Origin of the sequence: Streptococcus sp. SPS1, assembly GCF_030439915.1 — a bacterium.
In the GTDB taxonomy this organism is placed as follows: domain Bacteria; phylum Bacillota; class Bacilli; order Lactobacillales; family Streptococcaceae; genus Streptococcus.
Genome location: NZ_JAQFJG010000001.1, coordinates 128618 through 153551, shown reverse-complemented (window position 1 = coordinate 153551; position 24934 = coordinate 128618). Strand labels below are relative to the sequence as shown.

At 39.4% G+C, this 24934-nt stretch carries 23 protein-coding genes and 2 pseudogenes; 20 read left to right on the top strand and 5 right to left on the bottom strand.

The window, feature by feature from the left end:
- The 7 genes and pseudogenes from PCY12_RS00785 to PCY12_RS00750 all read left to right on the top strand — a co-directional run bounded on the left by PCY12_RS00785 (position 1) and on the right by PCY12_RS00750 (position 11523).
- Positions 1-5862, top strand: a complete 5862-nt coding sequence (locus tag PCY12_RS00785; protein WP_301351110.1) for a ZmpA/ZmpB/ZmpC family metallo-endopeptidase — start codon at positions 1-3, stop codon at positions 5860-5862.
- 108 nt (positions 5863-5970) lie between these two features.
- Positions 5971-6362: pseudogene (locus PCY12_RS10285) on the top strand (DegV family protein).
- A 73-nt stretch (positions 6363-6435) separates the two neighbouring features.
- Positions 6436-8157, top strand: coding sequence for an aminodeoxychorismate synthase component I (gene pabB, locus PCY12_RS00770; protein ID WP_301351109.1), 1722 nt, complete (start codon positions 6436-6438; stop codon positions 8155-8157).
- Complete coding sequence (locus PCY12_RS00765; RefSeq protein ID WP_301351108.1) at positions 8158-8775, top strand: alpha/beta hydrolase; 618 nt, start codon at positions 8158-8160, stop codon at positions 8773-8775.
- A gap of 49 nt (positions 8776-8824) precedes the next feature.
- Positions 8825-9517 (top strand): excalibur calcium-binding domain-containing protein, encoded by a 693-nt coding sequence (locus PCY12_RS00760; protein ID WP_301351107.1) that lies wholly within the window; start codon positions 8825-8827, stop codon positions 9515-9517.
- Between the two features lie 110 nt (positions 9518-9627).
- On the top strand, positions 9628-10587 hold the full coding sequence (locus tag PCY12_RS00755) for an ROK family glucokinase (RefSeq protein ID WP_261121262.1): 960 nt from the start codon (positions 9628-9630) through the stop codon (positions 10585-10587).
- Between the two features lie 96 nt (positions 10588-10683).
- Positions 10684-11523 carry a thymidylate synthase gene (locus PCY12_RS00750; protein WP_301351106.1) on the top strand — a complete coding sequence of 280 codons (840 nt, stop codon included), beginning with the start codon at positions 10684-10686 and terminating at the stop codon, positions 11521-11523.
- On the opposite strand, the gene PCY12_RS00745 is transcribed toward PCY12_RS00750, so the two are convergent.
- Both PCY12_RS00745 and PCY12_RS00740 read right to left on the bottom strand, forming a co-directional pair.
- The gene (locus PCY12_RS00745; protein ID WP_301351105.1) at positions 11520-11720 is read right to left on the bottom strand and encodes a hypothetical protein; all 201 of its coding nucleotides are present in this window, start codon (positions 11718-11720) and stop codon (positions 11520-11522) included. The genes PCY12_RS00750 and PCY12_RS00745 overlap by 4 nt on opposite strands.
- A gap of 13 nt (positions 11721-11733) precedes the next feature.
- Positions 11734-11904, bottom strand: coding sequence for a DUF3042 family protein (locus PCY12_RS00740; protein ID WP_001051780.1), 171 nt, complete (start codon positions 11902-11904; stop codon positions 11734-11736).
- A gap of 120 nt (positions 11905-12024) precedes the next feature.
- Between PCY12_RS00740 and miaA the strand changes: the two genes are divergently transcribed.
- Genes miaA through PCY12_RS00715 form a run of 5 tightly spaced genes read left to right on the top strand, consistent with a single transcriptional unit; the run spans position 12025 to position 16476 of the window.
- Positions 12025-12909, top strand: coding sequence for a tRNA (adenosine(37)-N6)-dimethylallyltransferase MiaA (miaA, locus tag PCY12_RS00735; RefSeq protein WP_301351104.1), 885 nt, complete (start codon positions 12025-12027; stop codon positions 12907-12909).
- The gene (gene hflX, locus PCY12_RS00730; protein WP_261100355.1) at positions 12902-14140 is read left to right on the top strand and encodes a GTPase HflX; all 1239 of its coding nucleotides are present in this window, start codon (positions 12902-12904) and stop codon (positions 14138-14140) included. Before miaA ends, hflX begins: the two co-directional genes overlap by 8 nt.
- On the top strand, positions 14133-14756 hold the full coding sequence (locus tag PCY12_RS00725; protein ID WP_301351103.1) for a cystathionine beta-lyase: 624 nt from the start codon (positions 14133-14135) through the stop codon (positions 14754-14756). Before hflX ends, PCY12_RS00725 begins: the two co-directional genes overlap by 8 nt.
- 14 nt (positions 14757-14770) lie before the next feature.
- On the top strand, positions 14771-15700 hold the full coding sequence (gene rnz, locus PCY12_RS00720; protein WP_301351102.1) for a ribonuclease Z: 930 nt from the start codon (positions 14771-14773) through the stop codon (positions 15698-15700).
- 20 nt (positions 15701-15720) lie between these two features.
- Complete coding sequence (locus PCY12_RS00715; RefSeq protein WP_301351101.1) at positions 15721-16476, top strand: SDR family oxidoreductase; 756 nt, start codon at positions 15721-15723, stop codon at positions 16474-16476.
- A gap of 53 nt (positions 16477-16529) precedes the next feature.
- On the opposite strand, the gene PCY12_RS00710 is transcribed toward PCY12_RS00715, so the two are convergent.
- A complete protein-coding gene (locus tag PCY12_RS00710) occupies positions 16530-17438 on the bottom strand; it encodes a LysR family transcriptional regulator (RefSeq protein WP_001222592.1) in 909 nt (302 codons plus the stop codon).
- A 236-nt stretch (positions 17439-17674) separates the two neighbouring features.
- Between PCY12_RS00710 and slmA the strand changes: the two are divergent.
- The 4 genes and pseudogenes from slmA to PCY12_RS00690 all read left to right on the top strand — a co-directional run bounded on the left by slmA (position 17675) and on the right by PCY12_RS00690 (position 21147).
- Positions 17675-17853: pseudogene (gene slmA, locus PCY12_RS00705) on the top strand (salivaricin M family lantibiotic).
- Positions 17854-18146: 293 nt separating this feature from the next.
- Positions 18147-18254, top strand: coding sequence for a QVPTGV class sortase B protein-sorting domain-containing protein (locus PCY12_RS00700; RefSeq protein WP_004256158.1), 108 nt, complete (start codon positions 18147-18149; stop codon positions 18252-18254).
- A 130-nt stretch (positions 18255-18384) separates the two neighbouring features.
- Entirely contained in the window at positions 18385-19119 is a 735-nt protein-coding gene (locus PCY12_RS00695; RefSeq protein ID WP_301351259.1) for an ABC transporter ATP-binding protein, read from the top strand.
- A 12-nt stretch (positions 19120-19131) separates the two neighbouring features.
- A complete protein-coding gene (locus PCY12_RS00690) occupies positions 19132-21147 on the top strand; it encodes an FtsX-like permease family protein (RefSeq protein ID WP_301351100.1) in 2016 nt (671 codons plus the stop codon).
- A 239-nt stretch (positions 21148-21386) separates the two neighbouring features.
- On the opposite strand, the gene PCY12_RS00685 is transcribed toward PCY12_RS00690, so the two are convergent.
- Complete coding sequence (locus PCY12_RS00685) at positions 21387-21539, bottom strand: hypothetical protein (RefSeq protein ID WP_226946464.1); 153 nt, start codon at positions 21537-21539, stop codon at positions 21387-21389.
- Between the two features lie 534 nt (positions 21540-22073).
- Between PCY12_RS00685 and PCY12_RS00680 the strand changes: the two genes are divergently transcribed.
- The 4 genes from PCY12_RS00680 (at position 22074) to PCY12_RS00665 (ending at position 24078) form a co-directional block, all read left to right on the top strand.
- Positions 22074-22802, top strand: coding sequence for an ATP-binding protein (locus PCY12_RS00680; RefSeq protein WP_240155818.1), 729 nt, complete (start codon positions 22074-22076; stop codon positions 22800-22802).
- The gene (locus PCY12_RS00675; RefSeq protein ID WP_173253634.1) at positions 22783-23379 is read left to right on the top strand and encodes a response regulator transcription factor; all 597 of its coding nucleotides are present in this window, start codon (positions 22783-22785) and stop codon (positions 23377-23379) included. Before PCY12_RS00680 ends, PCY12_RS00675 begins: the two co-directional genes overlap by 20 nt.
- A gap of 85 nt (positions 23380-23464) precedes the next feature.
- Positions 23465-23695, top strand: coding sequence for a YqgQ family protein (locus PCY12_RS00670; RefSeq protein ID WP_001808324.1), 231 nt, complete (start codon positions 23465-23467; stop codon positions 23693-23695).
- Positions 23695-24078 (top strand): rhodanese-like domain-containing protein, encoded by a 384-nt coding sequence (locus PCY12_RS00665; RefSeq protein ID WP_000259257.1) that lies wholly within the window; start codon positions 23695-23697, stop codon positions 24076-24078. The genes PCY12_RS00670 and PCY12_RS00665 overlap by 1 nt, the downstream gene beginning before the upstream one ends.
- A 33-nt stretch (positions 24079-24111) precedes the next feature.
- Here the strand turns inward: PCY12_RS00665 and PCY12_RS00660 are convergent, their stop codons facing one another.
- Entirely contained in the window at positions 24112-24837 is a 726-nt protein-coding gene (locus tag PCY12_RS00660; protein WP_173213805.1) for a 16S rRNA pseudouridine(516) synthase, read from the bottom strand.
- Positions 24838-24934: the final 97 nt, after the last annotated feature.

The following is a 24934-nucleotide window of genomic DNA, read 5'->3' as shown; positions in this document are numbered from 1 at the left end:
GTGTTTAAAAAAGACCGTTTTTCAATTCGTAAGATTAAGGGAGTTGTAGGTTCTGTATTTCTTGGAAGCCTTTTGATGGCTCCTTCTGTAGTGGACGCAGCTACCTATCACTATGTAGATAAAGAAGTTATTTCACAAGAAGCTAAAGATTTAATTCAGACAGGAAAGCCTGATGGGAATGAAGTTGTATATGGTTTGGTGTATCAAAAAGACCAGCTGCCACAAACAGGGACAGAAGCATCTGTTTTGACAGCTTTTGGTTTGCTGACTGTTGGGAGCTTGCTTTTAATCTACAAGAGAAAGAAAATTGCTAGCGCCTTTCTAGTTGGAGCTATGGGATTGGTAGTTCTTCCTAGTGCAGGGGCTGTAGACCCAGTTGCGACCCTAGCACCGGCTAGTCGAGAGGGTGTTGTTGAAATGGAGGGCTATCGCTATGTTGGTTATCTATCAGGTGACATCCTCAAAACGCTTGGCTTGGACACTGTTTTAGAAGAAGCCTCAGCTAAACCTGGAGAGGTGACTGTAGTCGAAGCTGAGAATCCCCAAGTAACAAGTAGTCAAGCACAACCTAGGGTAGAAATCCAAGCAGGAGTAGAGGAAGTTTCAGTAGAAGAAGCACCTAAAACAGAAGAAAGTCCAAAGGAAGAACTAAAATCGGAGGTAAAACCTACTGACAAGCCCCTCCCTAAAGGAAAAGATGATAAAGAAGCTTCAGCAGAACTAGCTCCAGTTGAAGAAGTAAGTGGAGTAGTTGATTCAAAAACAGATGAACAAACACCAGTCAAACCGGAAAGTCAACCATCAGACAAACCAGCTGAGGAATCAAAAGTTGAACCACCAGTAGAACAAGCAAAAGTCCCAGAACAACCCGTGCAACCTACACAACCGGAGCAGCCAAGGATACCAAAAGAATCATCACAACCAGAAGATCCTAAAGAGAATAAGGTATCGGAAGAGACACCGAAACAAGAAGATACACAGCCAGAAGTAGTAAAAACAAAAGATGAGGCTGCTAATCAACCTGTTGAAGAACCAAAAGTTGCAACGCCTGCTGTAGAAAAACAAACGGAACCAGCTGAGGAACCAAAAGTTGAACAAGTAGGTGAACCAGCACCAGTCTCTCCAGAAAAGCAACCAGAAGCTCCTGAAGAAGAGAAGACTGCGGAAGAAACACCGAAACAAGAAGAGTCAACTCCAGATACCAAGGCTGAAGAAACTGTAGAACCAAAAGAGGAGACCAAAACAGCTAAAGGGACGCAAGAAGAAGGCAAAGAAGGTCAAGCACCAGTACAAGAAGTAAACCCAGAATATAAAGTAACAACAGGTACAGTTGAGAAGTCTACCGAAAGTGAATTAGATTTCACAACAGAAGTAGTTCCGGATGACACAAAATATGTGGATGAAGAAGTAGTTGAAACCCCTGGTTCTAAAGGTATCCAAGTTACGAAAATAACTTACGAAACAGTGGAAGGTGTGGAAACAGATAAAGTTCTTTCTACAACTACAGAAGTGAAAACGCCTGCCGTTTCTAAAGTCGTTAAAAAAGGAACAAAACCAGTTGAAGGAACAACAATTGAAACAAGAGAAGAAGTCATTCCTTTCGCTACAAAAACAGAAGATGATGACACTTTAAAACGTGGAACAACTAAAGTTGCTCAAGAAGGTGTAGATGGCAAGAAACAAATTACTAAGACGTATAAAACGATTCGTGGAGAAAAAACAAAAGATGCTCCAACAGTAGAAGAAAAAGTTATCTTACAACCTCAAGATAAAATTATCAAACAAGGAACAAAAGGTTTAGAAAAACCAACATTACAGTGGAATACAACAGATAAAGATGTCTTGAAGAAGAGTGCTACCGCTAGTTATACATTGACTAAGCCAGCTGGAGTAGAAATTAAATCCATCAAATTAGCATTAAAAGATAAAGATGGACAACTTGTTAAAGAAGTAACGGTAGCTGAAAATAATTTAAACGCTACTTTAGACAAATTGAAATATTATCAAGGTTACACCCTATCTACTACAATGGTTTATGATCGTGGAGAAGGTGAAGAAACTGAGAAATTAGAAGATAAACAAATTCAATTAGATCTTAAAAAAGTTGAAATCAAAGATATTCGAAGAACTGATTTAATTAAATATGATCAAGAAACAGAAACGGATGAATCTAGATTAAAATCAATCCCAGAGGATAAGAGTAAATACTACTTAAAAGTTACTTCACATGATCAAAAATCAACATTATTAGCAGTGAAAAATATTGAAGAAGTAACCGTTGATGGAAAACAAATGTATAAAGTAACTGCAACAGCAGATAATTTAGTTGGGCGTCAAAAAGATCAAACATTTGAATCTGAATATACTCATTACATTGAAAAATCAGTTGCAGCTAACGGAAATGTTTATTATGATTTTGAAGATTTAGTTTCAGCAATGCAAAAAGATCCAGCAGGAGAATACCGATTAGGTCAAAGTATGAGTGCTAGAAATGCATCTGCGAATGGAAAATCGTATATCACGAGTGAATTTACAGGAAAATTATTAAGTGAAGACGGAAAACGTTATGCTATTACAGAGTTAGAACGACCTTTATTCAATGTTATTAAGAATGCTACTATAAAAAATATTAATTTTGAAGATGTCGATATCGATCGTAAAAATGATGATGGTGTTGCTACAATAGCAAATACAATGAATGGCACTTCTGTCATTGAAGATGTTAAAATTACAGGTTCTGTTATTGGACGTAATAATGTAGCGGGTGTTGTTAATAATATGAACGATGGAACTCGCATTGAAAATGTTGCATTCATCGGAAAATTACATGCAAATGGTTCTATGTTAGGTGGTATTGCTGATAAAAATTATCGAGGCATTGTAACGAGAACTTATGTAGATGCAACATTAACAGGTAATAACGTAAGAGCAAGCTCACTAATTCCATATGTTGAATACGGAATGGTAGGCGATTATTTAACTGGAACTAAAGGAAACTTGACCAAATCTGTTGCCAAAGGAATGATTAATGTAGTTACGCCAGTACAAACTGGAGCGTTTGCAAGTAAGACATGGCCTTTTGGTACAGTAAAAGATAATGTTAGTTATGTAAAAGTGAAAAATGCAGAAATGTTATTTGGTTCAAATGATATTGATGATGATTATGCACATCCACAAATTGATAAATTATACAGTGTAGCTGGATATAGTGAAGGTAAAAAGTCATACACTAAATATCCTAATAAACAAATTGAATTGACAAAAGAAGAAGCTGATGAAAAAGTAGCTAGCTATAATATTACTGCTAATACTTTTGAAAGCGAAAAATCACTAGTGGCTACATTAAACGCAACAGTGTCTCAAAATTCTGCTTATGATCAAATCCAAGATTATAACGATGAATATAAATTAGCATATAAGAATTTTGAAAAATTACAACCATTCTATAATAAAGAATATATTGTACATCAAGCTAATAAATTGGATAAATCACATAACTTAAATACGAAAGAAGTTCTTTCTGTAACACCAATGCATGATACAAAATTCGTTACAAATTTAGAAGAAGTGAATAAAATTATGATTCACTATGCGGATGGAACAAAAGAATACTTAAATCTATCTGGCAGTACAGAAGGATTAAGTAATGTTAAAGAATACACTGTAACAGATTTAGGAGTTAAATATACATTAAATATTGTTCAAAAAAATTATGATGGTTTAGTGAATGGAATTGTTTCAAAATTAAGTCCGATTGAATTACAATCAGATGTTATTTATAAACACTTTAACCGACTGGGATCAGGAAGATTTGATGCAGTAAAAAATCTTTACTTAGAAGAAAGCTTTGATTATGTGAAGAATAACTTAACAGAACTAGTGACTAAGTTAGTTCAAAATGAAAATCATCAATTAAATGATTCTCTAGTAGCACAACAAATGATTTTAGATAAAGTTGAAAAGAATAAAGCGGCTTTAATTCTTGGATTAACGTATCTACATCGTTATTACGGAGTAAAATTTGGAGAGGTAAATATTAAAGAATTAATGTTATTCAAACCAGATTTCTATGGTAAAAACGTAAGTGTATTGGATCGATTGATTGAGATTGGTTCAAAAGAGAATAACCTCAAAGGGAACCGTACGCAAGATGCATTCCGTGAAGTCTTAGCGAAGGATACATTGTCTGGTAATTTACATCAATTCTTAGATTATAATCGTAAATTATTTACAAATATTGATAATATGAATGATTGGTTTATTGATGCAACGAGAGATCATGTATATGTTTCGGAACCAGAGACAACGACGGAAGATTTTAAAGATAAGAAACATCGTGCTTACGATGGATTGAATAATGGTACCCATGCTAAGATGATTTTACCGCTTCTAAACGTAAAGAATGCGCATATGTTCTTAATTTCAACTTATAATACATTAGCCTTTAGTTCATTTGAGAAATATGGCAAGATGACGGAAGAAGAAAGAAATGCATTTAAACCGGAAATTGATAAGGTGGCTACAGCTCAACAAGCGTACTTAGACTTCTGGTCTCGATTAGCGTTACCAAATGTTCGAGAACGTCTGTTGAAGAGTAAAAATATAGTACCAACTCCGGTCTGGGATAATCAATTATATCCAGGTGTATCTGCAAATCGTCTAGGGTATTCAAATCAAGGAACAGCAATTGCACCGATTCGGGAAGTGTTCGGACCGACAGGAACATATCATAATACTGATACACGTATGGGGGCAATGGCATCTATCTATGATGATCCGAATAGACCTGAAGCATCAGTATTCTTTATGCTTACCAATATGATTAGTCCGTTTGGGATTTCAGCTTTTACGCATGAAACGACACACGTTAACGACCGTATGGCTTACTTAGGTGGATGGAGACATCGTCCGGGAACTAATGTTGAAGCGTTTGCGCAAGGAATGCTACAATCGCCTTCTGAAATTGGGCACCAAGGAGAATATGGAGCGTTAGGATTGAATATGGCTTACGTTCGTCCAAACAATGGAAATCAATGGTATAATACAAATCCAAACGAATTAAGATCACGTGAGGAAATTGATCATTATATGAAAGGCTATAATGATACGTTAATGCTCTTAGATTATTTAGAAGGGGATACGGTTGTTAAACAACAGGATACAGCATTAAAATACAAATGGTTCAAGAAGATGGACAAACAACTTCGAAATCCAGCTAACTCTAAAGATCAATGGGACAATGTTCGTCCGTTGAATGATACTGATAAACAAGTACCGCTAAATTCTGTCGATGATTTAATTACGAACAATTTCATTACAAATCGAGATTTCCATGGTTTATATAAACCGGAAGACTTCCAAACAGCATATGTCAATGTTCGAATTACCGGAGGAATCTATGGAGGAAATACGAGTGAAGGTTCTCCAGGAGCATTATCATTTAAACACAATACATTCCGTCTGTGGGGATACTATGGATATGAAAAAGGGTTTGTCGGTTATGCATCAAATAAATATAGTGCAGAAGCTCGAAAAGAAAATAAAGTATTAAGTGATAGTTATATTATTGAAAAAATTTCTGAAGGTGAATTCCATACTTTAGAAGATTGGAAGAAGGCATATTTCAAAAAAGTTGTAGCCCAAGCTAAAGATGGGATACATGAATTTGAGATAGACGGAAAAACCATTTCATCATATGCGCAATTGGAAACACTATTCCAAGAAGCAGTTCAAAAAGATAAAGAAGAAATGGCTAGAACAAGCAAAGAATCATATACAAACACAGTTTCACTGAAAGAAAAAGTCTTTAAAAAATTATTACAAGCTACAAATAGTTTTAAAGAAGAAGTTTTTACAAAATAAAATTTTAGTGTTAAGGAGTTTAGGTGAAAGCCTAGCTCCTTTTTGTGGCTCTGCTAATTTCCAACGTTTGCTCCTAATATATATTTTTGGTATACTACAGAAAGCAATGTGATTGCTAATTTTAAGAAAAGGAAAATTGCGATCGTAACGGATAGTACTGCGTATTTGACATCAGAAGAACGCCGTGAGTGGGATATTCATGTATTGCCACTATCAGTTATTTTTGGACAAGAAAGTTATCGTAAAGAACAAGATTTGACAACTGCCGATTTCTATGAAAAAGTAAAAAATCAGAGGTATTTCCAACGAGTTCACAATCAGCAGTTGGTGAAACAATTGAATTATTCCGTGAATTATCCCATCATTATGATGCTATTATTCCAATTCTTTTATCCAGTGGGATTAGCGGAACTTATCAAACAGTTGCACTCAAAGAAAAAGTTTACAAACAACTCTTGCAGAAATCAGATGGATTCTCAGGAAATCTTTTTAAAGCATAGATTGTATTAAATAGATGAGTAAAAAGGTAGATTAAGTTTTTCTTGATCTGCCTTTTTATGCTATACTTGAAATATGCATAGAAAAACAGTGATTGATTTTAGGGCTTTTGGGGAGAGATACACCTTTACTCAGCCTATCAAAGAGTTAAAAACCAGAGATTTAACAGAAGTAACAGCCTTGCTGGCACAAGTGGAAAGCTACCAAGAGCAAGGCTATTATGTGGTGGGTTATGTCAGCTACGAGGCTGCACCTGCTTTTGAGGAGAAGTTTGCAGTTCACAAGGCTCCTCTACTGGCAGAGTATCTACTGTATTTTACTGTTCACGATAGGGTAGAAACTTCCCCTATTCCTCTGACTTATGATGAGGTTGATTTGCCTTCAAATTGGCAGGAAGTAACGTCTGAAACAGACTATGAAAAGGCTATTGCACAGATACATCATCATTTGCGGCAGGGAGACACCTATCAGGTCAACTACACCGTCCAACTCAAGCAGGAGTTGTCTGCCAATCCTTTTGCCATCTACAATCGTATGGTGGTAGAGCAGGAGGCGGGCTACAATGCCTATGTTGAACATGATGAGATGGCAGTGATTTCTATGAGTCCAGAGCTCTTTTTTGAGCAAAATGACCGAGAATTAACGACTCGTCCAATGAAGGGAACAACCCAGCGGGGAGTGACTGACCAAGAAGACTTGGAGCAGGCCAGTTGGCTGGAGCAGGACCCCAAAAATCGTTCTGAAAATATGATGATTGTGGATCTCTTGCGAAATGATATGAACCGTATTTCTGAAGTAGGAAGTGAGCACGTGAAGCGTCTGTGTCAGGTAGAGCAGTATTCAACTGTTTGGCAGATGACTTCGACCATCAAGAGTCGGTTGCGAGCAGATGTTGATTTAGTTACAATTTTTCGCTCTCTCTTTCCTTGTGGATCCATAACGGGCGCTCCCAAAATTGCGACAATGGAGATTATCAAGGACTTGGAGCCACAACCGCGTGGAGTCTACTGTGGAACGATTGGTCTCTTGCTTCCAAATGGACGACGGATTTTTAATGTGGCCATTAGGACCATTCAACTGCATCAAGGGAAAGCCATCTATGGAGTGGGTGGTGGCATTACTTGGGATAGCACTTGGGAATCTGAATATCGAGAGGTTCATCAAAAGGCAGCAGTTCTTTATCGTAAACAAGCTCGTTTTCAGCTGATTACTACAGGGAAAATCAGCCAGAAGAGCTTGCTATTTGAAAATCAACATATAGAAAGACTGAAAAAAGCAAGTCGATATTTTGCCTTTCCTTTTGATGCAGAAGACTTAAGACAAAAGATAGAGGAAGAGTGTCAGGCTTGTGATGCTAATCAAGATTACCGCTTGCGAATTAGCTTTAGCAAATCTGGAGAGATAGAAGTCGATCGTCAAGTATTGGAACCTCTCAGTCCAAGCTTCTGTCAAGCTCAACTTTGCCTACAGGAAGTAGATTTGGAGCAGCCATTCATATATTTCAAAACGACTCACCGACCGCATTTGAGCCTAGGGAAACAAGAGAAGATTTACCACAATAAGTCAGGAGAACTGCTTGAAACCTCTATAGGAAATTTGGTTCTGAAAATCGCTGGAAAACTCTACACACCGCCTATTGAACTTGGAATCTTGCCAGGAATTTATCGTCAGCACTTGCTGGAAACAGGACAGGTAGAAGAGAAAGTCTTGACCTTGGCAGATTTAGCCCAAGCAGAAGCTATTTACGGCTGTAATGCAGTGAGAGGCTTTTATGAATTAAGCCTAGAGGAGAACTAGATGAAACTGGTATTTTTACACGGTTTAGGGCAGTCAGCAGAGTCTTGGAAAGAAGTTCGGAATCTACTGACAGATTATCCTTCTGAGGCTATCGAGTTATTTCCTTCTGGAATTAGCAGCTATCAAAAAGCCAAGGAGCGAGTTTATCAACACCTAGCTCAAGAGACAGAACCTTTTGTTTTGATTGGATTGTCCTTAGGTGCTGCCCTGGCATTAGAACTATCTAGTTACGATTTACCAAATCTTCGAGCTTTGGTTCTATCAGGATGTCCACTTAAACTGTCCGGTAATATCTTATTTTATCTTCAGTTGCTGATTTTTAAACTACTTCCCAAAAGGGTATTTGAAAAACAGGGAGCAGATAAGACTCTTATAGTCGGAGTTTCTGAGGAGTTGAAGACACTTGATTTAACGGATATAGCAGGGGCTTGCCCCTATCCAACCTTACTAATTTGTGGTATCAAAGATAAACCGAATCTTAGTTCTATGAGAAGTCTTCATAAACTAATATCAGAATCCCAATTTCAGATTATCCCAGACGGTCCTCATGTCTTGAATAAGGAAAAACCAAAGGAGTTTGTAGAAAATACCAGAAGTTTCCTTGAATTGCTGAAATAAGTTTGATAAAATAATAGTGAAATCGATAACATCGTTAGAGGAGAACCAAATGGACAAACGTCTATTTTTAAAAATGAGTCTGGCTGCCTTGCCAGTTTTAGCCTTGTTTTCACAACCTGTGTTAGCAGAAGAAAACATTCATTTTTCTAGTTGTAAAGAAGCTTGGACGAATGGATACGCAGATATTCACGAGGGAGAACCTGGGTATTCTGCCAAGTTAGACCGCGATCATGATGGTGTGGCTTGTGAATTGAAAAATGCCCCTAAGGGTGCCTTTAAAGCAAAACAAGAGACTATAACCCAAACTGATACAAGTTCAGCAACAACAAGTGGCTGGCTTAAGCAGGATGGTACTTGGTATTACTTTGATGAAAATGGCAATCCAGTGAAAAATGCATGGCAGGGAAGCTATTACCTGAAAGAAGATGGTCAAATGGCACAGAGCGAATGGATTTATGATTCTTCCTATCAAGCTTGGTATTATTTGAAATCAGATGGATCTTATGCAAAGAATGCATGGCAAGGAGCTTACTACCTTAAGTCAAACGGTAAAATGGCACAAGGTGAGTGGGTTTATGACTCTTCTTATCAAGCCTGGTATTACTTGAAATCAGATGGTTCATACGCTCGCAATGCATGGCAAGGAAATTACTATTTGAAATCAGATGGTAAAATGGCTAAGAATGAGCGAGTTGATGGAGGCCGCTACTATGTAGATGCCTCAGGTCTCTGGAAACCATAAATCAGATAAAATTTAGAAAGTTAATGCAAACCTTTGCATAAGTAAATGAATTTTGTTATACTAGTGCTGTAAGCATTTTCAATTACTATACAATGAAAAAGGAGAATATGATGAGTCAAAAGATTATTGGGATTGACCTTGGTGGAACTTCTATCAAATTTGCAATCTTAACAACAGCAGGAGAAATCCAAGAAAAATGGTCTATCAAGACTAACATTTTGGATGAGGGAAGTCATATCGTAGATGATATGATTGAGTCTATTCAACACCGTTTGGACTTGCTTGGATTGGTAGCAGCGGACTTCCAAGGTATTGGAATGGGATCACCAGGTGTGGTTGACCGTGAAAACGGGACTGTTATTGGTGCCTACAATTTGAACTGGAAAACCCTTCAACCAATTAAAGAGAAAATTGAAAAAGCCTTGGGTATCCCATTCTTCATCGATAATGATGCCAACGTGGCAGCTCTTGGTGAGCGCTGGATGGGTGCTGGTGATAACCAACCAGACGTTGTCTTTATGACACTTGGTACAGGTGTTGGTGGCGGTATCGTCGCAGAAGGCAAATTGCTTCACGGTGTGGCTGGTGCAGCAGGTGAGCTTGGCCACATCACTGTTGACTTTGACCAACCAATTGCATGTACTTGTGGTAAAAAAGGCTGTCTTGAGACAGTTGCTTCAGCAACAGGGATTGTCAACTTGACTCGTCGCTATGCCGATGAATACGAAGGCGATGCAGCCTTGAAACGCTTGATTGATAACGGAGAAGAAGTAACTGCTAAGACTGTCTTTGACCTTGCAAAAGAAGGAGACGACCTTGCTTTGATTGTTTACCGTAACTTCTCACGTTACTTGGGAATCGCTTGTGCTAACATTGGATCAATCCTAAACCCATCAACAATCGTTATCGGTGGTGGTGTTTCAGCTGCAGGAGAATTCCTTCTACAAGGTGTTCAAAAAGTCTACGACGAAAATACCTTCCCACAAGTACGCACATCTACTAAATTGGCTCTTGCAACTCTAGGAAATGACGCTGGGGTTATCGGAGCAGCATCACTTGTATTGCAATAAGATAATGAGAGAGGAAAAATGCTAACCTAGAGTTAGTAATGTTCCTCTTTTCTTTTTTATGCTATACTAGTTAGGAAATAAATGAGGTGAGAGTAAATGACAAAAGCAGATACGATTTTTAAAGAGAATATTGAACGCATTCTAAAGGAAGGTGTTTTCTCAGAGCAGGCTCGTCCTAAGTACAAGGATGGGACTGTTGCCAACTCCAAGTATGTAACGGGTGCATTTGCCGAGTATGATTTGGCTAAGGGCGAATTTCCCATCACAACCTTGCGTCCCATTGCAATTAAATCCGCCATCAAGGAAGTACTTTGGATTTACCAAGACCAGTCTAATAGCCTAGAAGTGCTTAATGATAAGTACAATGTTCACTATTGGAATGACTGGGAAGTGGGAGATACAGGAACCATTGGTGAGCGCTATGGTGCTGTTGTTAAGAAACACGACATCATCAATAAGATTCTCAAGCAGTTAGAAGCCAACCCTTGGAACCGTCGAAACATTATCTCCCTTTGGGATTACCAAGCTTTCGAAGAAACAGATGGGTTGCTCCCATGTGCCTTTCAGACTATGTTTGATGTCCGCCGTGTAGATGGAGAAATCTATCTGGATGCGACCTTGACCCAGCGCTCCAATGATATGCTGGTGGCCCACCACATCAATGCGATGCAGTACGTGGCTCTTCAAATGATGATTGCCAAGCATTTTGGCTGGAATGTTGGGAAGTTCTTCTACTTCATCAACAACCTCCATATCTATGACAATCAATTTGAACAAGCTCAGGAATTGCTTCGTCGGGAGCCGTCAAACTGCCAACCACGTTTGGTCTTGAATGTGCCAGATAAGACCAATTTCTTTGATATTAAAGCAGAGGACTTTGAGTTGGTGGATTATGACCCGGTCAAGCCACAGTTGAAGTTTGACCTAGCTATTTAATACTCTTCGAAAATCTCTTCAAACCACGTCAGCGTCGCTTCGTCTACAACCTCAAAACAGTGTTTTGAGCTGACTTCATCAGTCTTATCTACAACCTCAAAGCAGTGCTTTGAGCAACCTGCGGCTAGCTTCCTAGTTGCTCTTTGATTTTCATTGAGTATAAAAGAATAGAAAAAAGAAGTTGAGAATAATCCCAACTTCTTTTGTTTCTTAACGTGATACGCGGCGGCGAGCTGCTTTTTTACGGTTTTCTTCGATGAAAGCTGCTTTTTGCTCTTCTGGTTCGATCACTTTCTTTTTAAATGCGTATACTGCACCTGCAACGGCAGCGACAGTTCCTGCGACACCTGTTACAAGACCTTTAGCGAATCCTTTAGCCATGAGTCTTCCTCCTTTATATTCTCAATCAGTCAGCCTCCTCAAGAGGTCACATTTTTCTGACTGACCTTTTTGTGTTATAATAATAGTAACGAAAAAATGGGAATTTTTCAAGGAAAAAAGATGAAAACAAAAATAATTGTGATTGTTGGACCGACTGCAGTTGGAAAGACGGCTCTAGCCATTGAAGTGGCCAAGCGTTTTAATGGCGAAGTGGTTAGTGGAGATAGCCAGCAAGTCTATCGAGGACTTGATATTGGGACGGCTAAGGCTAGTCCAGAAGAGCAGGCAGCTGTTCCTCATCATTTGATTGATGTTAGAGAGGTAACCGAGTCTTACTCGGCTTTTGATTTTGTTTCAGAAGCTAAGATGGCTATTGAGGATATTCACAGCCGTGGCAAGCTTGCCATTATCGCTGGTGGAACAGGGCTTTACATACAGAGTCTACTAGAAGGATATCATCTCGGTGGAGAGACACCACATGAGGAAATTTTAGCTTACCGAGCTAGTTTAGAACCTTTTTCAGATGAGGAGTTAGCCCATTTGGTAGAGCAAGCAGGTCTTGAAATTCCCCAGTTTAATCGTCGTCGTGCTATGCGTGCCTTGGAAATCGCCCATTTTGGTCAGGGTTTGGAAAATCAAGAGACCTTGTATGAACCGCTGATTATCTGCTTGGATGATGAGCGCAGTCAATTATATGAACGTATCAATCGCCGCGTGGATTTGATGTTTGAGGCTGGGCTTTTGGATGAGGCCAAGTGGCTCTTTGACCATTATCCAGATGTGCAGGCAGCCAAGGGCATTGGCTACAAGGAACTCTTTCCGTATTTTCGTGGGGAGCAGACTTTGGAGGAAGCTAGTGAGAGTCTCAAACAGGCGACCCGCCGTTTTGCTAAACGTCAGTTGACCTGGTTCCGTAATCGAATGCAGGTCACCTTTTATCAGATTGGAGAGCCTGGCGTGCAGGACCGCATTTTAAGCCAGATAGAGGAGTTTTTAGATGATTGAAACGGAGAAAAAAGAGGAACGCGTCCTTCTCATCGGTGTGGAATTACAGGGCATGGACAATTTTGACCTCTCCATGGAAGAGTTGGCCAGTCTGGCTAAGACAGCTGGGGCAGTCGTAGTCGATAGCTACAGGCAAAAACGTGAAAAATATGATTCCAAGACCTTCGTCGGCTCTGGTAAGTTAGAAGAAATTGCGCTCATGGTGGATGCAGAAGAAATTACCACTGTTATCGTCAACAACCGTTTGACCCCACGGCAAAATGTCAATCTGGAGGAAGTTCTGGGTGTCAAGGTCATTGACCGTATGCAGTTGATTTTGGATATCTTTGCCATGCGGGCTCGAAGCCATGAAGGGAAACTCCAAGTCCACCTAGCCCAGCTCAAATATCTCTTGCCTCGCTTGGTTGGTCAGGGAATTATGCTCAGCCGTCAGGCTGGGGGAATTGGTTCCCGTGGACCTGGTGAAAGCCAGCTGGAGCTGAATCGTCGTAGCGTTCGCAACCAAATCACGGATATCGAGCGCCAGCTCAAGGTGGTTGAGAAAAATCGGGCGACAGTTCGAGAAAAACGTCTGGAGTCTAGCACCTTTAAGATTGGTTTGATTGGTTATACCAATGCTGGGAAATCAACCATCATGAACACCTTGACCAGCAAAACCCAGTATGAGGCTGATGAGCTCTTTGCAACTCTGGATGCGACGACTAAGAGTATCCATCTGGGGGGCAATCTTCAAGTAACTTTGACAGATACCGTGGGCTTTATCCAAGATTTGCCGACAGAGTTGGTATCCAGTTTCAAGTCGACCTTGGAAGAAAGCAAGCATGTGGACCTTCTGGTTCATGTTATTGATGCCAGCAATCCTTACCACGAGGAGCATGAAAAAACAGTCCTGTCCATCATGAAAGACTTGGACATGGAGGATATTCCTCGTCTGACCCTTTATAATAAAGCAGATTTGGTGGAGGATTTTACGCCTACCCAAACGCCTTATGCCCTCATTTCTGCCAAGTCTGAGGATAGTCGTGAGAATTTGCAGGCACTATTTTTAGAGAAAATCAAGGATATTTTTGAATCTTTTACCCTGCGCGTGCCTTTTTCAAAGTCCTACAAGATTCATGATTTAGAAAGTGTTGCGATTTTGGAAGAACGCGATTATCAAGATGATGGAGAAGTGATTACAGGCTATATTTCTGAGAAAAACAAATGGAGGTTAGAAGAATTTTATGACTGATATCAAAACATTAGCTCTAAAATATGGGGGCTATACAAGTCTGGACAAGGTCTATCTGGATCAACTTCTAGCTGGTAAAACAGAGCAAGAGCAGTTGGCACTAATCACTCCTCCGCCTAGCGTGGTCAATGCTTACTTTGCAGAACTATATCAAAAAAAGAGTCCTCAAGCTGCGACGGATTATTTTGCAGAACTCAGTCAGGAACTGAATCTTTACAATGATGAACCAAGTTTCGCCTTAGAAAGCAAGCCCTTTGTTCGGCTTAATCTGTCTGGTAAATCCTTTGGTTTCTGCTATGAGAGTGAGGGTCTTGGTCGAATTTTCTCTGAAAATGAGGAGAAGATTTCAGATGACTTGCTCTTTGAAATTGCGCAAATTTTTCCCCATCAGCTAGTCTTTGAGGAGTCTGGCAAGATTTATATGAAGGCTGTCGGGGACGAGGAAGTTGTTAGCATGGAGAGACTCACAGCTTTAACTGATTTAGAAAGCTTGGCTGACGGTCGCAAGCGTCTTAAAGGTTACAGTCAAGAGGAGTTATTACAAGAAGCTGTTGCTTTTTCTGGCAAGCGCTATTTCCGATCGGAAAACCGCACAGCCATGTTATATATTGATTAATTAGAAAGTATCGAATGGATATTCAATTTTTAGGAACGGGGGCTGGTCAGCCCTCTAAAGCCCGCAATGTCTCCAGTCTCGCCCTGAAACTTTTGGACGAGATTAATGAAGTCTGGCTCTTTGACTGTGGAGAAGGTACGCAAAATCGCATTCTGGAAACCACGATTCGACCGCGTAAGGTTAGCAAAATCTTTATCACCCACCTGCATGGAGACCACATCTTTGGCTTGCCAGGTTTCCTATCTAGCCGTGCCTTTCAGGCCAATGAAGAGCAGACAGATTTGGAAATCTATGGACCGCAAGGTATCAAGTCATTTGTCTTAACTAGTCTTCGTGTGTCAGGTTCTCGTCTGCCTTACCGTATTCATTTTCATGAGTTTGACCAAGATTCTCTAGGAAAAATCCTTGAGAGCGATAAATTCACTGTGTACGCGGAAGAATTGGATCACACTATTTTCTGTGTTGGTTACCGTGTCATGCAAAAGGATTTGGAAGGAACGCTGGATGCTGAAAAACTCAAGGCGGCAGGTGTCCCATTTGGCCCACTTTTTGGAAAAATTAAAAACGGTCAGGACGTTGTTTTGGAAGATGGTACTGAAATAAAGGCAGTAGACTATATCTCAGCGCCACGTCCAGGTAAAATTATCACTATTCTTGGTGATACTCGTAAAACTAGTGCCAGTGTGCGTCTGGCTGTCAATGCTGATGTCCTAGTCCATGAATCGACTTATGGCAAGGGCGATGAAATAATTGCTCGTAATCATGGTCACTCTACTAACATGCAAGCTGCACAAGTAGCGGTAGAAGCAGGTGCCAAACGACTCTTGCTCAACCATATCAGTGCCCGATTCCTTTCAAAAGATATTAGTCAGCTCAAGAAAGATGCGGCAACGATTTTTGAAAACGTCCATGTGGTTAAGGATTTGGAAGAAGTGGAAATCTAAAAGATTGAGAAAGGATAAGTATGCCTACTATTCTCATTACCGGAGCTAGCGGTGGTCTAGCCCAAGAAATGGTTAAACTTTTACCTGAAGACCAACTCATCTTGCTTGGTAGAAATAAGGAAAAAATGTCGGAGCTATATGGAAATCATCCACAAGCAGAATTGATTGAAATTGATATTACCGATGACTTAGCCTTAGAATCTCTGGTAACTGACCTCTATCTCCGCTATGGCAAGATTGATGTTTTAATAAACAACGCTGGTTACGGGATTTTTGAGGAATTTGACCAGATTTCCGACCAAGATATTCACCAGATGTTTGAGGTCAATACCTTTGCTCTGATGAATCTTTCTCGTCGCCTTGCGGCTCGAATGAAGGAAAGTCGAAAAGGCCATATCATCAATATCGTCAGCATGGCAGGTTTGATCGCTACTGGCAAGTCTAGTCTCTACTCAGCGACCAAGTTTGCGGCTATTGGTTTTTCAAATGCTCTGCGCCTCGAACTTATGCCCTATGGAGTCTATGTGACAACAGTCAATCCAGGACCAATCCGTACAGGATTTTTTGACCAAGCGGACCCAGATGGAACTTATCTCAAGTCGGTTGAACGCTTCCTGCTAGAGTCAGATGCAGTGGCTAAAAAGATTGTCAAGATTATAGGAAAAAACAAACGAGAACTCAATCTACCGATGTTGTTGAACCTAGCCCATAAGTTTTATACTCTCTTTCCCAAGCTAGCTGATAAGTTGGCAGGGGAAACTTTTAATTATAAGTAAAAAGAACCAATGTGCAGGTTGTTGCTAGCCTACATATTGGTTCTTATTATTTCTCAACTATCAAACTGGACTTCTTCTAGGAGATAGTCGATAAAGCGTTCGCCCATCTTAGATAGGCTGGTTTTCTCATGCTGGATATAGACCAGCTCAATGGGGTCATCAATATCCAGTGGGATAGAAACGATATTGTCTCCGTTGAGGTTGCTGTTCAAAATTCCTGTTGCGATGGTATATCCATCCAAACCAATCAAGAGATTAAAGAGGGTAGCACGGTCGCTGACTACGATAGATTTCTTGTGGTGTTCTTGGGAAAGAATTTCTTCTGAAAAGTAGAAGGAGTTGTGCGTCCCTTGGTCATAGCTCAGATAAGGGAAGTTTTCTAAATCAGAGAGTTTCACCTTGTCTTTTTTTGCCAGAGGATTGGTCTTGCTGACAAAGATATGCGGTTGCGCTGTGAAGAGATGGTGAGCCAGCAGGTGATTGTCATCCAGCATCTTGGTTAAAACATCACGGTTGTAGCTGTTCAAAAATAGGACACCGACCTCACTACGGAAGTTCTTGACGTCGTCGATAATCTCCCAAGTCCGCGTTTCACGAAGGAAGAGCTCGTATTTTTCCATATCGCTTTTCTTGAGTAGCGATACAAAGGCATTGACCACAAAGGCATAGTGTTGAGACGAAACGCTAAAGAGTTCGCGGTGGGCAACAGGATTTTTATAACGTTCCTCCAGAAGCTGGGTTTGCTCGACAACCTGACGGGCGTAAGAGAGGAACTCCATCCCATCACGGGTCAAGGTAATACCCTTGGGATTGCGGATAAAGATTTCAATGCCCATTTCATTTTCCAAATCTCTCACAGCATTGGAAAGACTAGGCTGAGTGATAAAGAGTTGCTTGGCTGCCTCATTCATGGAGCCGGTTTCGACGATTTTGATAATATAGTGTAATTGTTGAATTCTCATGTTTTTATTGTACCACACTTGCGTCAGAATCGCCAAAGAAGATAGGAAAATCAGGGGGAGTGTGTGAGTCTCTGTAAAGTAGTTAAGAAGAAACATCTAAATCATTTAGTAAATAAGATTAAAAATTTTTCTCGAAAATAAGAAACTTGCACGATTTACTCATTACTTATCCAATACTAGAGTTTATACTAGTTACTGTAAAGATGATCGTCTAAAAGAAGGAAGGAGGCAACCTTATGGCTAAAAATACAAATCGTTCAGAGATTGATTCTCTAAGTTTCGAGGTTGAAAACCAAGAACTTTCCGGGAAATCAGGAGCTGGTGGTACACAGCTTTTAAAATGACACTAGCAGGTCTCTGTGGATTGTGTTTCACCTATTCCTATGAGTGTACGAGAAATAATGTTCGTTGTTAGATAAAACAAAAGGAAAACTCTAGTGTTTTATTACAAAACATTGACAACATTTTGATTTGGTGTTATATTTACGGGGAGAAATACAAATAAAACGAGATAACTTTGAGATTGATTCTTTGGATTATGGAAATTGATAGCCAAGAATTGGATGGTAAATCTGATGCTGGGTAGGGTATGGCTGTTAGATTAACAGCACAGGGACGCTGTGCTTGGTGATTGACATATTCTTATGAATGTATTTCGCCAAACGTGCGCTGTGGGTAAAACTCTCTATTTTTTGACAGGAGGATAAAATGGAAGGAATTATTGGAACACTAGAATTCTATGCACCTGTACTGGTCTTAGGAGTTGTTGTCATAGGGATTGTTTACTTTATGAAAAAAAGAAACGATCGCAAATAATCAACATCGACCGATACCTGAAAAAGGCATCGGTTTTTTATAACTTGAATATATTGCACAAAATACTCATGGCAAACCTTGAAAGAAACCGTATAATGAGAGCGTAATAAAGAAACGGAGGAATGAAATGATGAAACAGCTTATCGTGACAGGATTAACGAAAACATTTGGTCAAGGGGATAATATCGTTCATGCTTTATTAGATGTGAATTTGTCCGTTGAAAAAGGTGAATTTCTGGCAATTATGGGGGCCAGTGGTAGTGGAAAAACAACACTCCTCAACTGTATTTCAACGATTGATAAACCAACATCAGGTGAGATTCGATTTGAAGATTTTGACATCATCCATGCCAAGGAAAATGAACTAGCTGACTATCGTGCTAAAAACATTTCCTATATTTTCCAAGCTTACAACTTAGTAGAAACCTTGACAGTTTATGAAAATATCGTCCTACCTCTTCAAATTCAGGGGAAAAATATCAAAAAACATCAGGATAAGATTGAGGAAATTTTGGATAAGTTGGCCATCCAAAACTTAAAAGATAAGTTTCCTAATCAGTTATCAGGTGGTCAGCGACAACGTGTGGCAACTGCTAGAGCCTTGATTGATGATTCTAAACTGATTATCGCAGATGAGCCGACAGGAGCCTTGGACTCTGCCAATTCTGAAAAACTGATGGCGCTTTTGCAGGAAATCAATAAAAGTTTTGGTATTACCATTTTACTGGTTACGCATGACCCTGCTGCAGCAAAGTACTCTTCACGGATGGTGCTACTTAGCGATGGAAAGATTATGGATGATTTGGAACGTCACAGCTTATCTAATGAACAGTATTTGCAAGAGATTTACAGCCGTACCAGATAGGAGGGGGAGAGTATGTATCCAAAATTGATTTTACGAAATGTATTTCGAAATTTACAGACCTATACCATCTATTTTTTCAGTCTGACCTTGATTTATAGCTTGCTCTACGCTTTTAATGCTTTACCAAGCCATCTAGTGATGCAAAGTTTATCAGGAGCAAAGGAAATGTTGACGACGGTGATGAGTCAGTACATGGGCTTGCTTTCCTATCTGATTCTATCGGCGATTGCCTTTCTCGTCGTTTATTCCACAAACTTTGTCCTGGGACGGCGTAAGAAAGAGCTGGGACTTTATGCAACGCTGGGAATGAAGAAGAAGCAGATTATCGGTACCCTGTTCTTTGAAACCATGCTGGTCAATATCTTTTCCTTGATTCTAGGTTTCTTGCTTGGATTGATTTTACTGGTCATTCTAGCTAAGATTGCATCTGAGTTTTTTATGGCCAATTACTTTGGTAGTCTGCTTTTCTTTGATAGCAAGTCTGTCATCTTACTAGTTTATTCCTATTTGGTAACCAGTCTTATTGTTGGTGTCATGGACATTCTTACCTTTAGAACGCAAAATATCATTGCACTCATTCAAGAAAATGGGGTCAAGAAATCTGTCTTGGCAAAAGGCAAGCCAGTTCTTCAAGCACTTCTCTTTATTCTTTCGACAGCTGTTATCGGTTTTGGTGCTCTCTATTTTTCAGACTATCACCATCTATCACTCTTGAAAAGTTGGGGTATCTTGCTGGTATCTGTCTTCGTGATTTTTGTGATTTTATTTTACAATACCTTGAGCCATTTTATCTTGGTCTCCCTTAGAAAACTGCCTCAAACCTACTATAACAAACTAAACACTTTTAAAATCCGTCAATTTTCAAAACAAGCTGATAGTAATTCGGTCACGTTGGCTGTCTTATCCTTGACCTTGACACTGGCTCTCAGCTTACTAGTTTTTAGTGGTAGTGCCTATACGACTATGAACCGAGAGCTGAACAAATACTCACCTTATGATGTAACTGTCAATCTCTACCGTGGTAAAGAGTTTCAATTTTCTCAGGAATCTGTCAAAGACAGATTGAAAGCCGATGGCTTTGACTTTAATTTCATCAAAGAAGAGTACAGCTATCCTATCTATTCTAGTGATTTAACCTATAAAGATTTGATTGATACTAGCAATCTCTGGGCGCATGATAAGGAACTTCCTGAATCAAAAGTACCGATTTTAGGAATTTCTGCCTACAATTATCTCCGCAAACTGCAAGGTGAAAGAGAGGTTGACTTGGCAGATAACCAATTTCTGGTCAATGCTAACTATAAAGGAACTGCCAAGCAGATTCAGGACTTTCTATCAAGGACTAAAACCCTCATGATTAACGGTTATTCTCTTAATCTTGCGTCTTCAAAGCCACTTGAAACAGTTTACTTTTTATCGTCAGTGGGTACAAATGACACAGGAACCTTAATTGTACCAGATACGGTAGTAGTTGGATTGACGGAAGACCACACGACCTATGTTGCCAATTTCAAAGAAAATATCGACAAACGGAAAGTAGAAACATTCTTAAGTCAGTGGATAGAAAAATACTACTTCACCCGTGATGGAGCAGAGTTGAATTCGTTCACCTATCAAACGAAAGGAAGAATTTTTGAGATTTATCTTGGATTTATGGGCGTCATCGTCTTTGTCATGATTTTTGTCAGTGTTATTTTTATCATTATTTCCCTCAGTATCTTGTCACTTCAAACTTCTACAAGTGCTTTGGATAGTGTCAATGATTATCAAATCTTATACCTTCTCGGGAATAAGAGAAAGCAAAATCGATCTATTCTTTTGCAACAGATTCTAAGTTATTTCTTGGTTCCGCTGGTCATCGCAGGTCCGCTAGCATTTGCCTTGAGTACCGCTCTTTTGGGCTATTTTGAGAATTTCGCTAATACCAGCATTTCTATTGATATCACCTATCTGGGAGTAGCGGTCTTACTATTTGTCCTTTACCTGCTAGTGACTTACAGAGTAAGTTGGCAAATGATTGAAAATTAAGTCAAATACCAGAGTTGCCTATCCGACAATTCTGGTATTGTGTTATAATGATATTAAAGTAGTTCAGGAAGTGGATACATATGAAACAGTTTGTCAAATTGATCTCGAAAAACTCACTTTTATTGTGGTGGTTGACGATTTTTAATCATCTAACTTTGATGATTTATATTTATTATAGGATTCCTCTGGAGTTTTCGACAGATTTTTCCTTACAGATGGTTTTATTGCTGATTATTGCTTTAATTGTATTTAGCTATATTTGTAATATTGTGACCTTTCGGTATAGTGAGTTGAAACTTTGGTTGCTCCTGATGATGTTTCTCATTAGCTGGCAATCCATCTTTAATCAAGGAGTTGCGAACACCCTGTTGCACTTTTTTGATATTCTTCATCCGCTCAACTCTTTTTTATTGGTGTATAGTTCTCTGTCTATTATCTTTCTGGGAGAGAAAATAGGAGAAGAACTGTTGAGTGTGTCCTTTGTGTTGACACTAATCACCATTAGTTCGTATCTGTTAAGTCCTTCAATTTTTCTATTTCTGTCCTTGTTTGCGTCTTTCTTTTTAAACCTTGTTCCCTTGATTTTACTGATTTTATATCATAAAGAGTTGAAAAGTAAACTCAAGTATCAGAGACGAAATTTGTGGATATTAGCTTTGATATTGCCTCTTTCTTATTTCTTTTTGTATATCAATACGACGGGCTCAGGAGTGATGAACCTAGTCTGGTATCTGGAAATTCTTGGCATTTTAGCTTTTTTACACTTCAAAACGATTATCAGCTCTCTTCAAAAAAAGGTATCAGAGTTAAAATTGTCCTATATAAAAGCTTTTTCACACTTATTTTTACTAGTTATGTTTTTGTTAGTAGGTATTTTCATCATCTTTCGTCTAAACTTAAACACGAGCTTTTTGGTCTTGAATATCATGTTACTATTGTTCGGGATTTGTTCGGAAGAATTGATTCGCCTCTTTCGTTCTGCTGATATGCTAGATGCTAGGGATTATGTAAAAGTTCTCTTTTTAAAGCGTAACCGTATGGTGAAAAGTCTGCTGGCAAATGAAGACACAGAACAACAGTTCTCCGAATTTCTTCACAATGAAATCCTGCAAAATGTGATGGCAATAAAAAATTTCAATCAATATAGTAGCAATAAAGCTTTTGGTGAACAGATCAATCTGGTGACAGAGGAGTTGGTTCAGCGGATTCGTGAGCGGATGGATTATTATCAGCCAATGGTAGAAACAGACGAGCAGTTAGACATCCAGTATCAAGGGCTGATTAATCGGATTGTCAAGCGCTATCACGCAGAAAATGAATTTGTCACACAGTTTCCTGCCCACTTTAGACTTTTATCTCCTTACGATAAAATTACCTATCGTCTGGTTGAGGAGTTGGCGACCAATGCAGTTAAGTACGCTAGTGGTGGAACGATTTCTTTGAAGATTGATGTGCATGATGACGCTATTTTTATCATTTCTGAAAATGACTGCCTTCAAACAGAAAAATCCTTAGGTTATGGCTTGAAAAATATGTCTAATAAAATTAGTGTTTTAGGTGGTCAGATGCAGATTTTTGAAAATAATAAGAGATTTCGTGTAGAAATTACTCTCCCGATTGATAAGGAGTTGTGCTATGAAAATTTTGTTAATTGATGATCATAAATTATTTAGCCAAAGTATCAAGATGATTTTAGAGTTATCGGAAAACATAAAAAAGGTCCAGTTAGTGGATAATTTTTCGACTATTTCGGAGATTGCTTTTAATAACTACGACATTATTTTGATTGACATCAACCTGACGAGTCTGTATCAAGATGATGGGCTGACCTTGGCACAAGATATTATCGACAATGGTTGTTCTAGTAAGATTGTAATTTTGACGGGATACAGCAAAAAGATGTATGAACACCGAGCTAAAGCTATGGGAGCTTATGGCTTTCTAGATAAAAGTATGGATCCAGATGAGTTGGTGAAAAAACTGGAAAAGATTTATCTAGGAGGTAAGGTCTTTTCAGATGAAGTGATGGTAGAGGTGCTAACACCACGAGAAATCGAGATACTAGAACTGGTTAGAAATGGCTTGACCATTGATGATGTCTGTGACAAGGTCTATGTGAGTAAACGTACAGTTTCTAATCACTTGGCCAATATCTTTTCAAAATTAGGAGTGGCTAACAGGCAGGAGGCGATTCATATCGCTGAGCAGTTGGGCTATTTTCCACCAGATTAAAAAGTTGCAGAAGATGCAGCTTTTTTAATTTGTGTGATACTTCTTGTATGGTCTCTTCTTGAAAAAAACACAAAATTTTGCTAGAATGAGTCTTATGAAAACATTCTATGATGTGCAGCAATTCCTCAAACGATTTGGTATTATTGTTTACATGGGAAAACGTTTATATGATATTGAACTGATGAAGTTGGAACTCTCTCGGATTTACGATGCAGGGTTGATGGACAAATTAGACTATCTGGAAGCAGAAGCGGTTCTTCGCAGAGAGCACAAGGTAGAATTGGATTATATTGAGAAAAATGGAGAAAAGAACTAATGGTTACTTGGATTTTGTGGGCACTTATACTGGCAATGTTGGCGTGGATGGGCTTTAACTATCTTCGTATTCGCCGTGCGGCTAAAATTGTGGACAATGAGGAATTTGAAGCCTTGATTCGTACGGGTCAATTGATTGATTTGCGCGACCCAGCTGAATTCCACAGAAAACATATTCTTGGTGCCCGCAATATTCCTTCAAGTCAGTTGAAGACTAGTCTTGCAGCCCTTCGTAAGGATAAACCTGTCCTTCTCTACGAAAACCAACGTGCGCAGCGTGTCACAAATGCAGCCCTTTATTTGAAAAAACAAGGTTTTTCTGAGATTTATATCCTTTCTTATGGACTGGATTCTTGGAAAGGGAAAGTCAAAGTTGAGAAATAAGAAAACGAGCTTGGATGTTTCCGAGCTCATTTTTTAACCACTTTTTCTGAGAAATTCACGAATGCTTGTCAGCTCTTCTGAGTTGAGGGAGCGATAGTCTCCCTCTTGCAGGTTTTCATCCAAGCTCCAAGGGCCAAAATGGGTGCGTTTGAGGGAGGTCACCTTGACACCAACCGAGAGAAACATTTTCTTAACCTGATGAAATTTTCCTTCTGAAATGGTGATGGAGGCTTGACTGAAGGAAGGACTTGCAGATAGAATCTCTAGTCTTGCAGCTTTACAGACAGTGCCATCTAAAAAGACAATTCCCTTTTGAAATGCTTGGATATGGTCAGGTGTTAGAAGTCCATTAACCTCAACTTGATAAGTCTTATTCACATGATATTGGGGATGGAGGAGCTGAAAGCCCAAGGGACCGTTATCGGTCAAGAGGAGGAGTCCTGTCGTATCTCGGTCCAGTCGGCCGACGGCATAGAGCTTGTCAGACTGGATGTCAGGCGGAAGGAGATCCATGACTGTTGGAAGTTTCTTGTCTTTGTTGGCTGTAACGACACCAGCAGGCTTATGAAGCATAAGGTAGGTGTGCTCATAGCCTTGAATGATTCGGTCCTGATAAAGGAGTTCTTGTAGTCCTGTATCGATGTTTTGGGCTAAGGAGCGGGCTGGGCAAGCATCGACTAAAATTTCTCCTTTTAGTAAGGCTTGTTTCATGGCCTTTCGACTGATTTTTTCTTGGGCTAATAAATTATCTAAACGCATACTGTGCCTATCTTATCATAAGTCGCTTGCTTTGAAAAGGCTTGATGTGAAAAGAAAAGCATAGTGAAAACATTTACACTTGCTTGAGTTATGTTAT

Excerpts from the sequence above, each read along its gene's own strand:
- PCY12_RS00760 (WP_301351107.1), top strand. The coding sequence starts at position 8,825 with ATGGACAAACGTCTATTTTTAAAAATGAGTCTGGCTGCCTTGCCAGTT.
- PCY12_RS00765 (WP_301351108.1), top strand. The coding sequence starts at position 8,158 with ATGAAACTGGTATTTTTACACGGTTTAGGGCAGTCAGCAGAGTCTTGG.
- PCY12_RS00660 (WP_173213805.1), bottom strand. The coding sequence starts at position 24,837 with ATGCGTTTAGATAATTTATTAGCCCAAGAAAAAATCAGTCGAAAGGCC.
- pabB (WP_301351109.1), top strand. The coding sequence starts at position 6,436 with ATGCATAGAAAAACAGTGATTGATTTTAGGGCTTTTGGGGAGAGATAC.
- PCY12_RS00695 (WP_301351259.1), top strand. The coding sequence starts at position 18,385 with ATGAAACAGCTTATCGTGACAGGATTAACGAAAACATTTGGTCAAGGG.
- PCY12_RS00675 (WP_173253634.1), top strand. The coding sequence starts at position 22,783 with ATGAAAATTTTGTTAATTGATGATCATAAATTATTTAGCCAAAGTATC.
- PCY12_RS00665 (WP_000259257.1), top strand. The coding sequence starts at position 23,695 with ATGGTTACTTGGATTTTGTGGGCACTTATACTGGCAATGTTGGCGTGG.
- PCY12_RS00680 (WP_240155818.1), top strand. The coding sequence starts at position 22,074 with ATGTTACTATTGTTCGGGATTTGTTCGGAAGAATTGATTCGCCTCTTT.
- PCY12_RS00670 (WP_001808324.1), top strand. The coding sequence starts at position 23,465 with ATGAGTCTTATGAAAACATTCTATGATGTGCAGCAATTCCTCAAACGA.
- PCY12_RS00710 (WP_001222592.1), bottom strand. The coding sequence starts at position 17,438 with ATGAGAATTCAACAATTACACTATATTATCAAAATCGTCGAAACCGGC.
- PCY12_RS00750 (WP_301351106.1), top strand. The coding sequence starts at position 10,684 with ATGACAAAAGCAGATACGATTTTTAAAGAGAATATTGAACGCATTCTA.
- PCY12_RS00685 (WP_226946464.1), bottom strand. The coding sequence starts at position 21,539 with ATGAAGAATATCAAAAAAGTGCAACAGGGTGTTCGCAACTCCTTGATT.
- PCY12_RS00690 (WP_301351100.1), top strand. The coding sequence starts at position 19,132 with ATGTATCCAAAATTGATTTTACGAAATGTATTTCGAAATTTACAGACC.
- PCY12_RS00725 (WP_301351103.1), top strand. The coding sequence starts at position 14,133 with ATGACTGATATCAAAACATTAGCTCTAAAATATGGGGGCTATACAAGT.
- PCY12_RS00755 (WP_261121262.1), top strand. The coding sequence starts at position 9,628 with ATGAGTCAAAAGATTATTGGGATTGACCTTGGTGGAACTTCTATCAAA.
- PCY12_RS00715 (WP_301351101.1), top strand. The coding sequence starts at position 15,721 with ATGCCTACTATTCTCATTACCGGAGCTAGCGGTGGTCTAGCCCAAGAA.
- rnz (WP_301351102.1), top strand. The coding sequence starts at position 14,771 with ATGGATATTCAATTTTTAGGAACGGGGGCTGGTCAGCCCTCTAAAGCC.
- PCY12_RS00740 (WP_001051780.1), bottom strand. The coding sequence starts at position 11,904 with ATGGCTAAAGGATTCGCTAAAGGTCTTGTAACAGGTGTCGCAGGAACT.
- hflX (WP_261100355.1), top strand. The coding sequence starts at position 12,902 with ATGATTGAAACGGAGAAAAAAGAGGAACGCGTCCTTCTCATCGGTGTG.
- miaA (WP_301351104.1), top strand. The coding sequence starts at position 12,025 with ATGAAAACAAAAATAATTGTGATTGTTGGACCGACTGCAGTTGGAAAG.
- PCY12_RS00700 (WP_004256158.1), top strand. The coding sequence starts at position 18,147 with ATGGAAGGAATTATTGGAACACTAGAATTCTATGCACCTGTACTGGTC.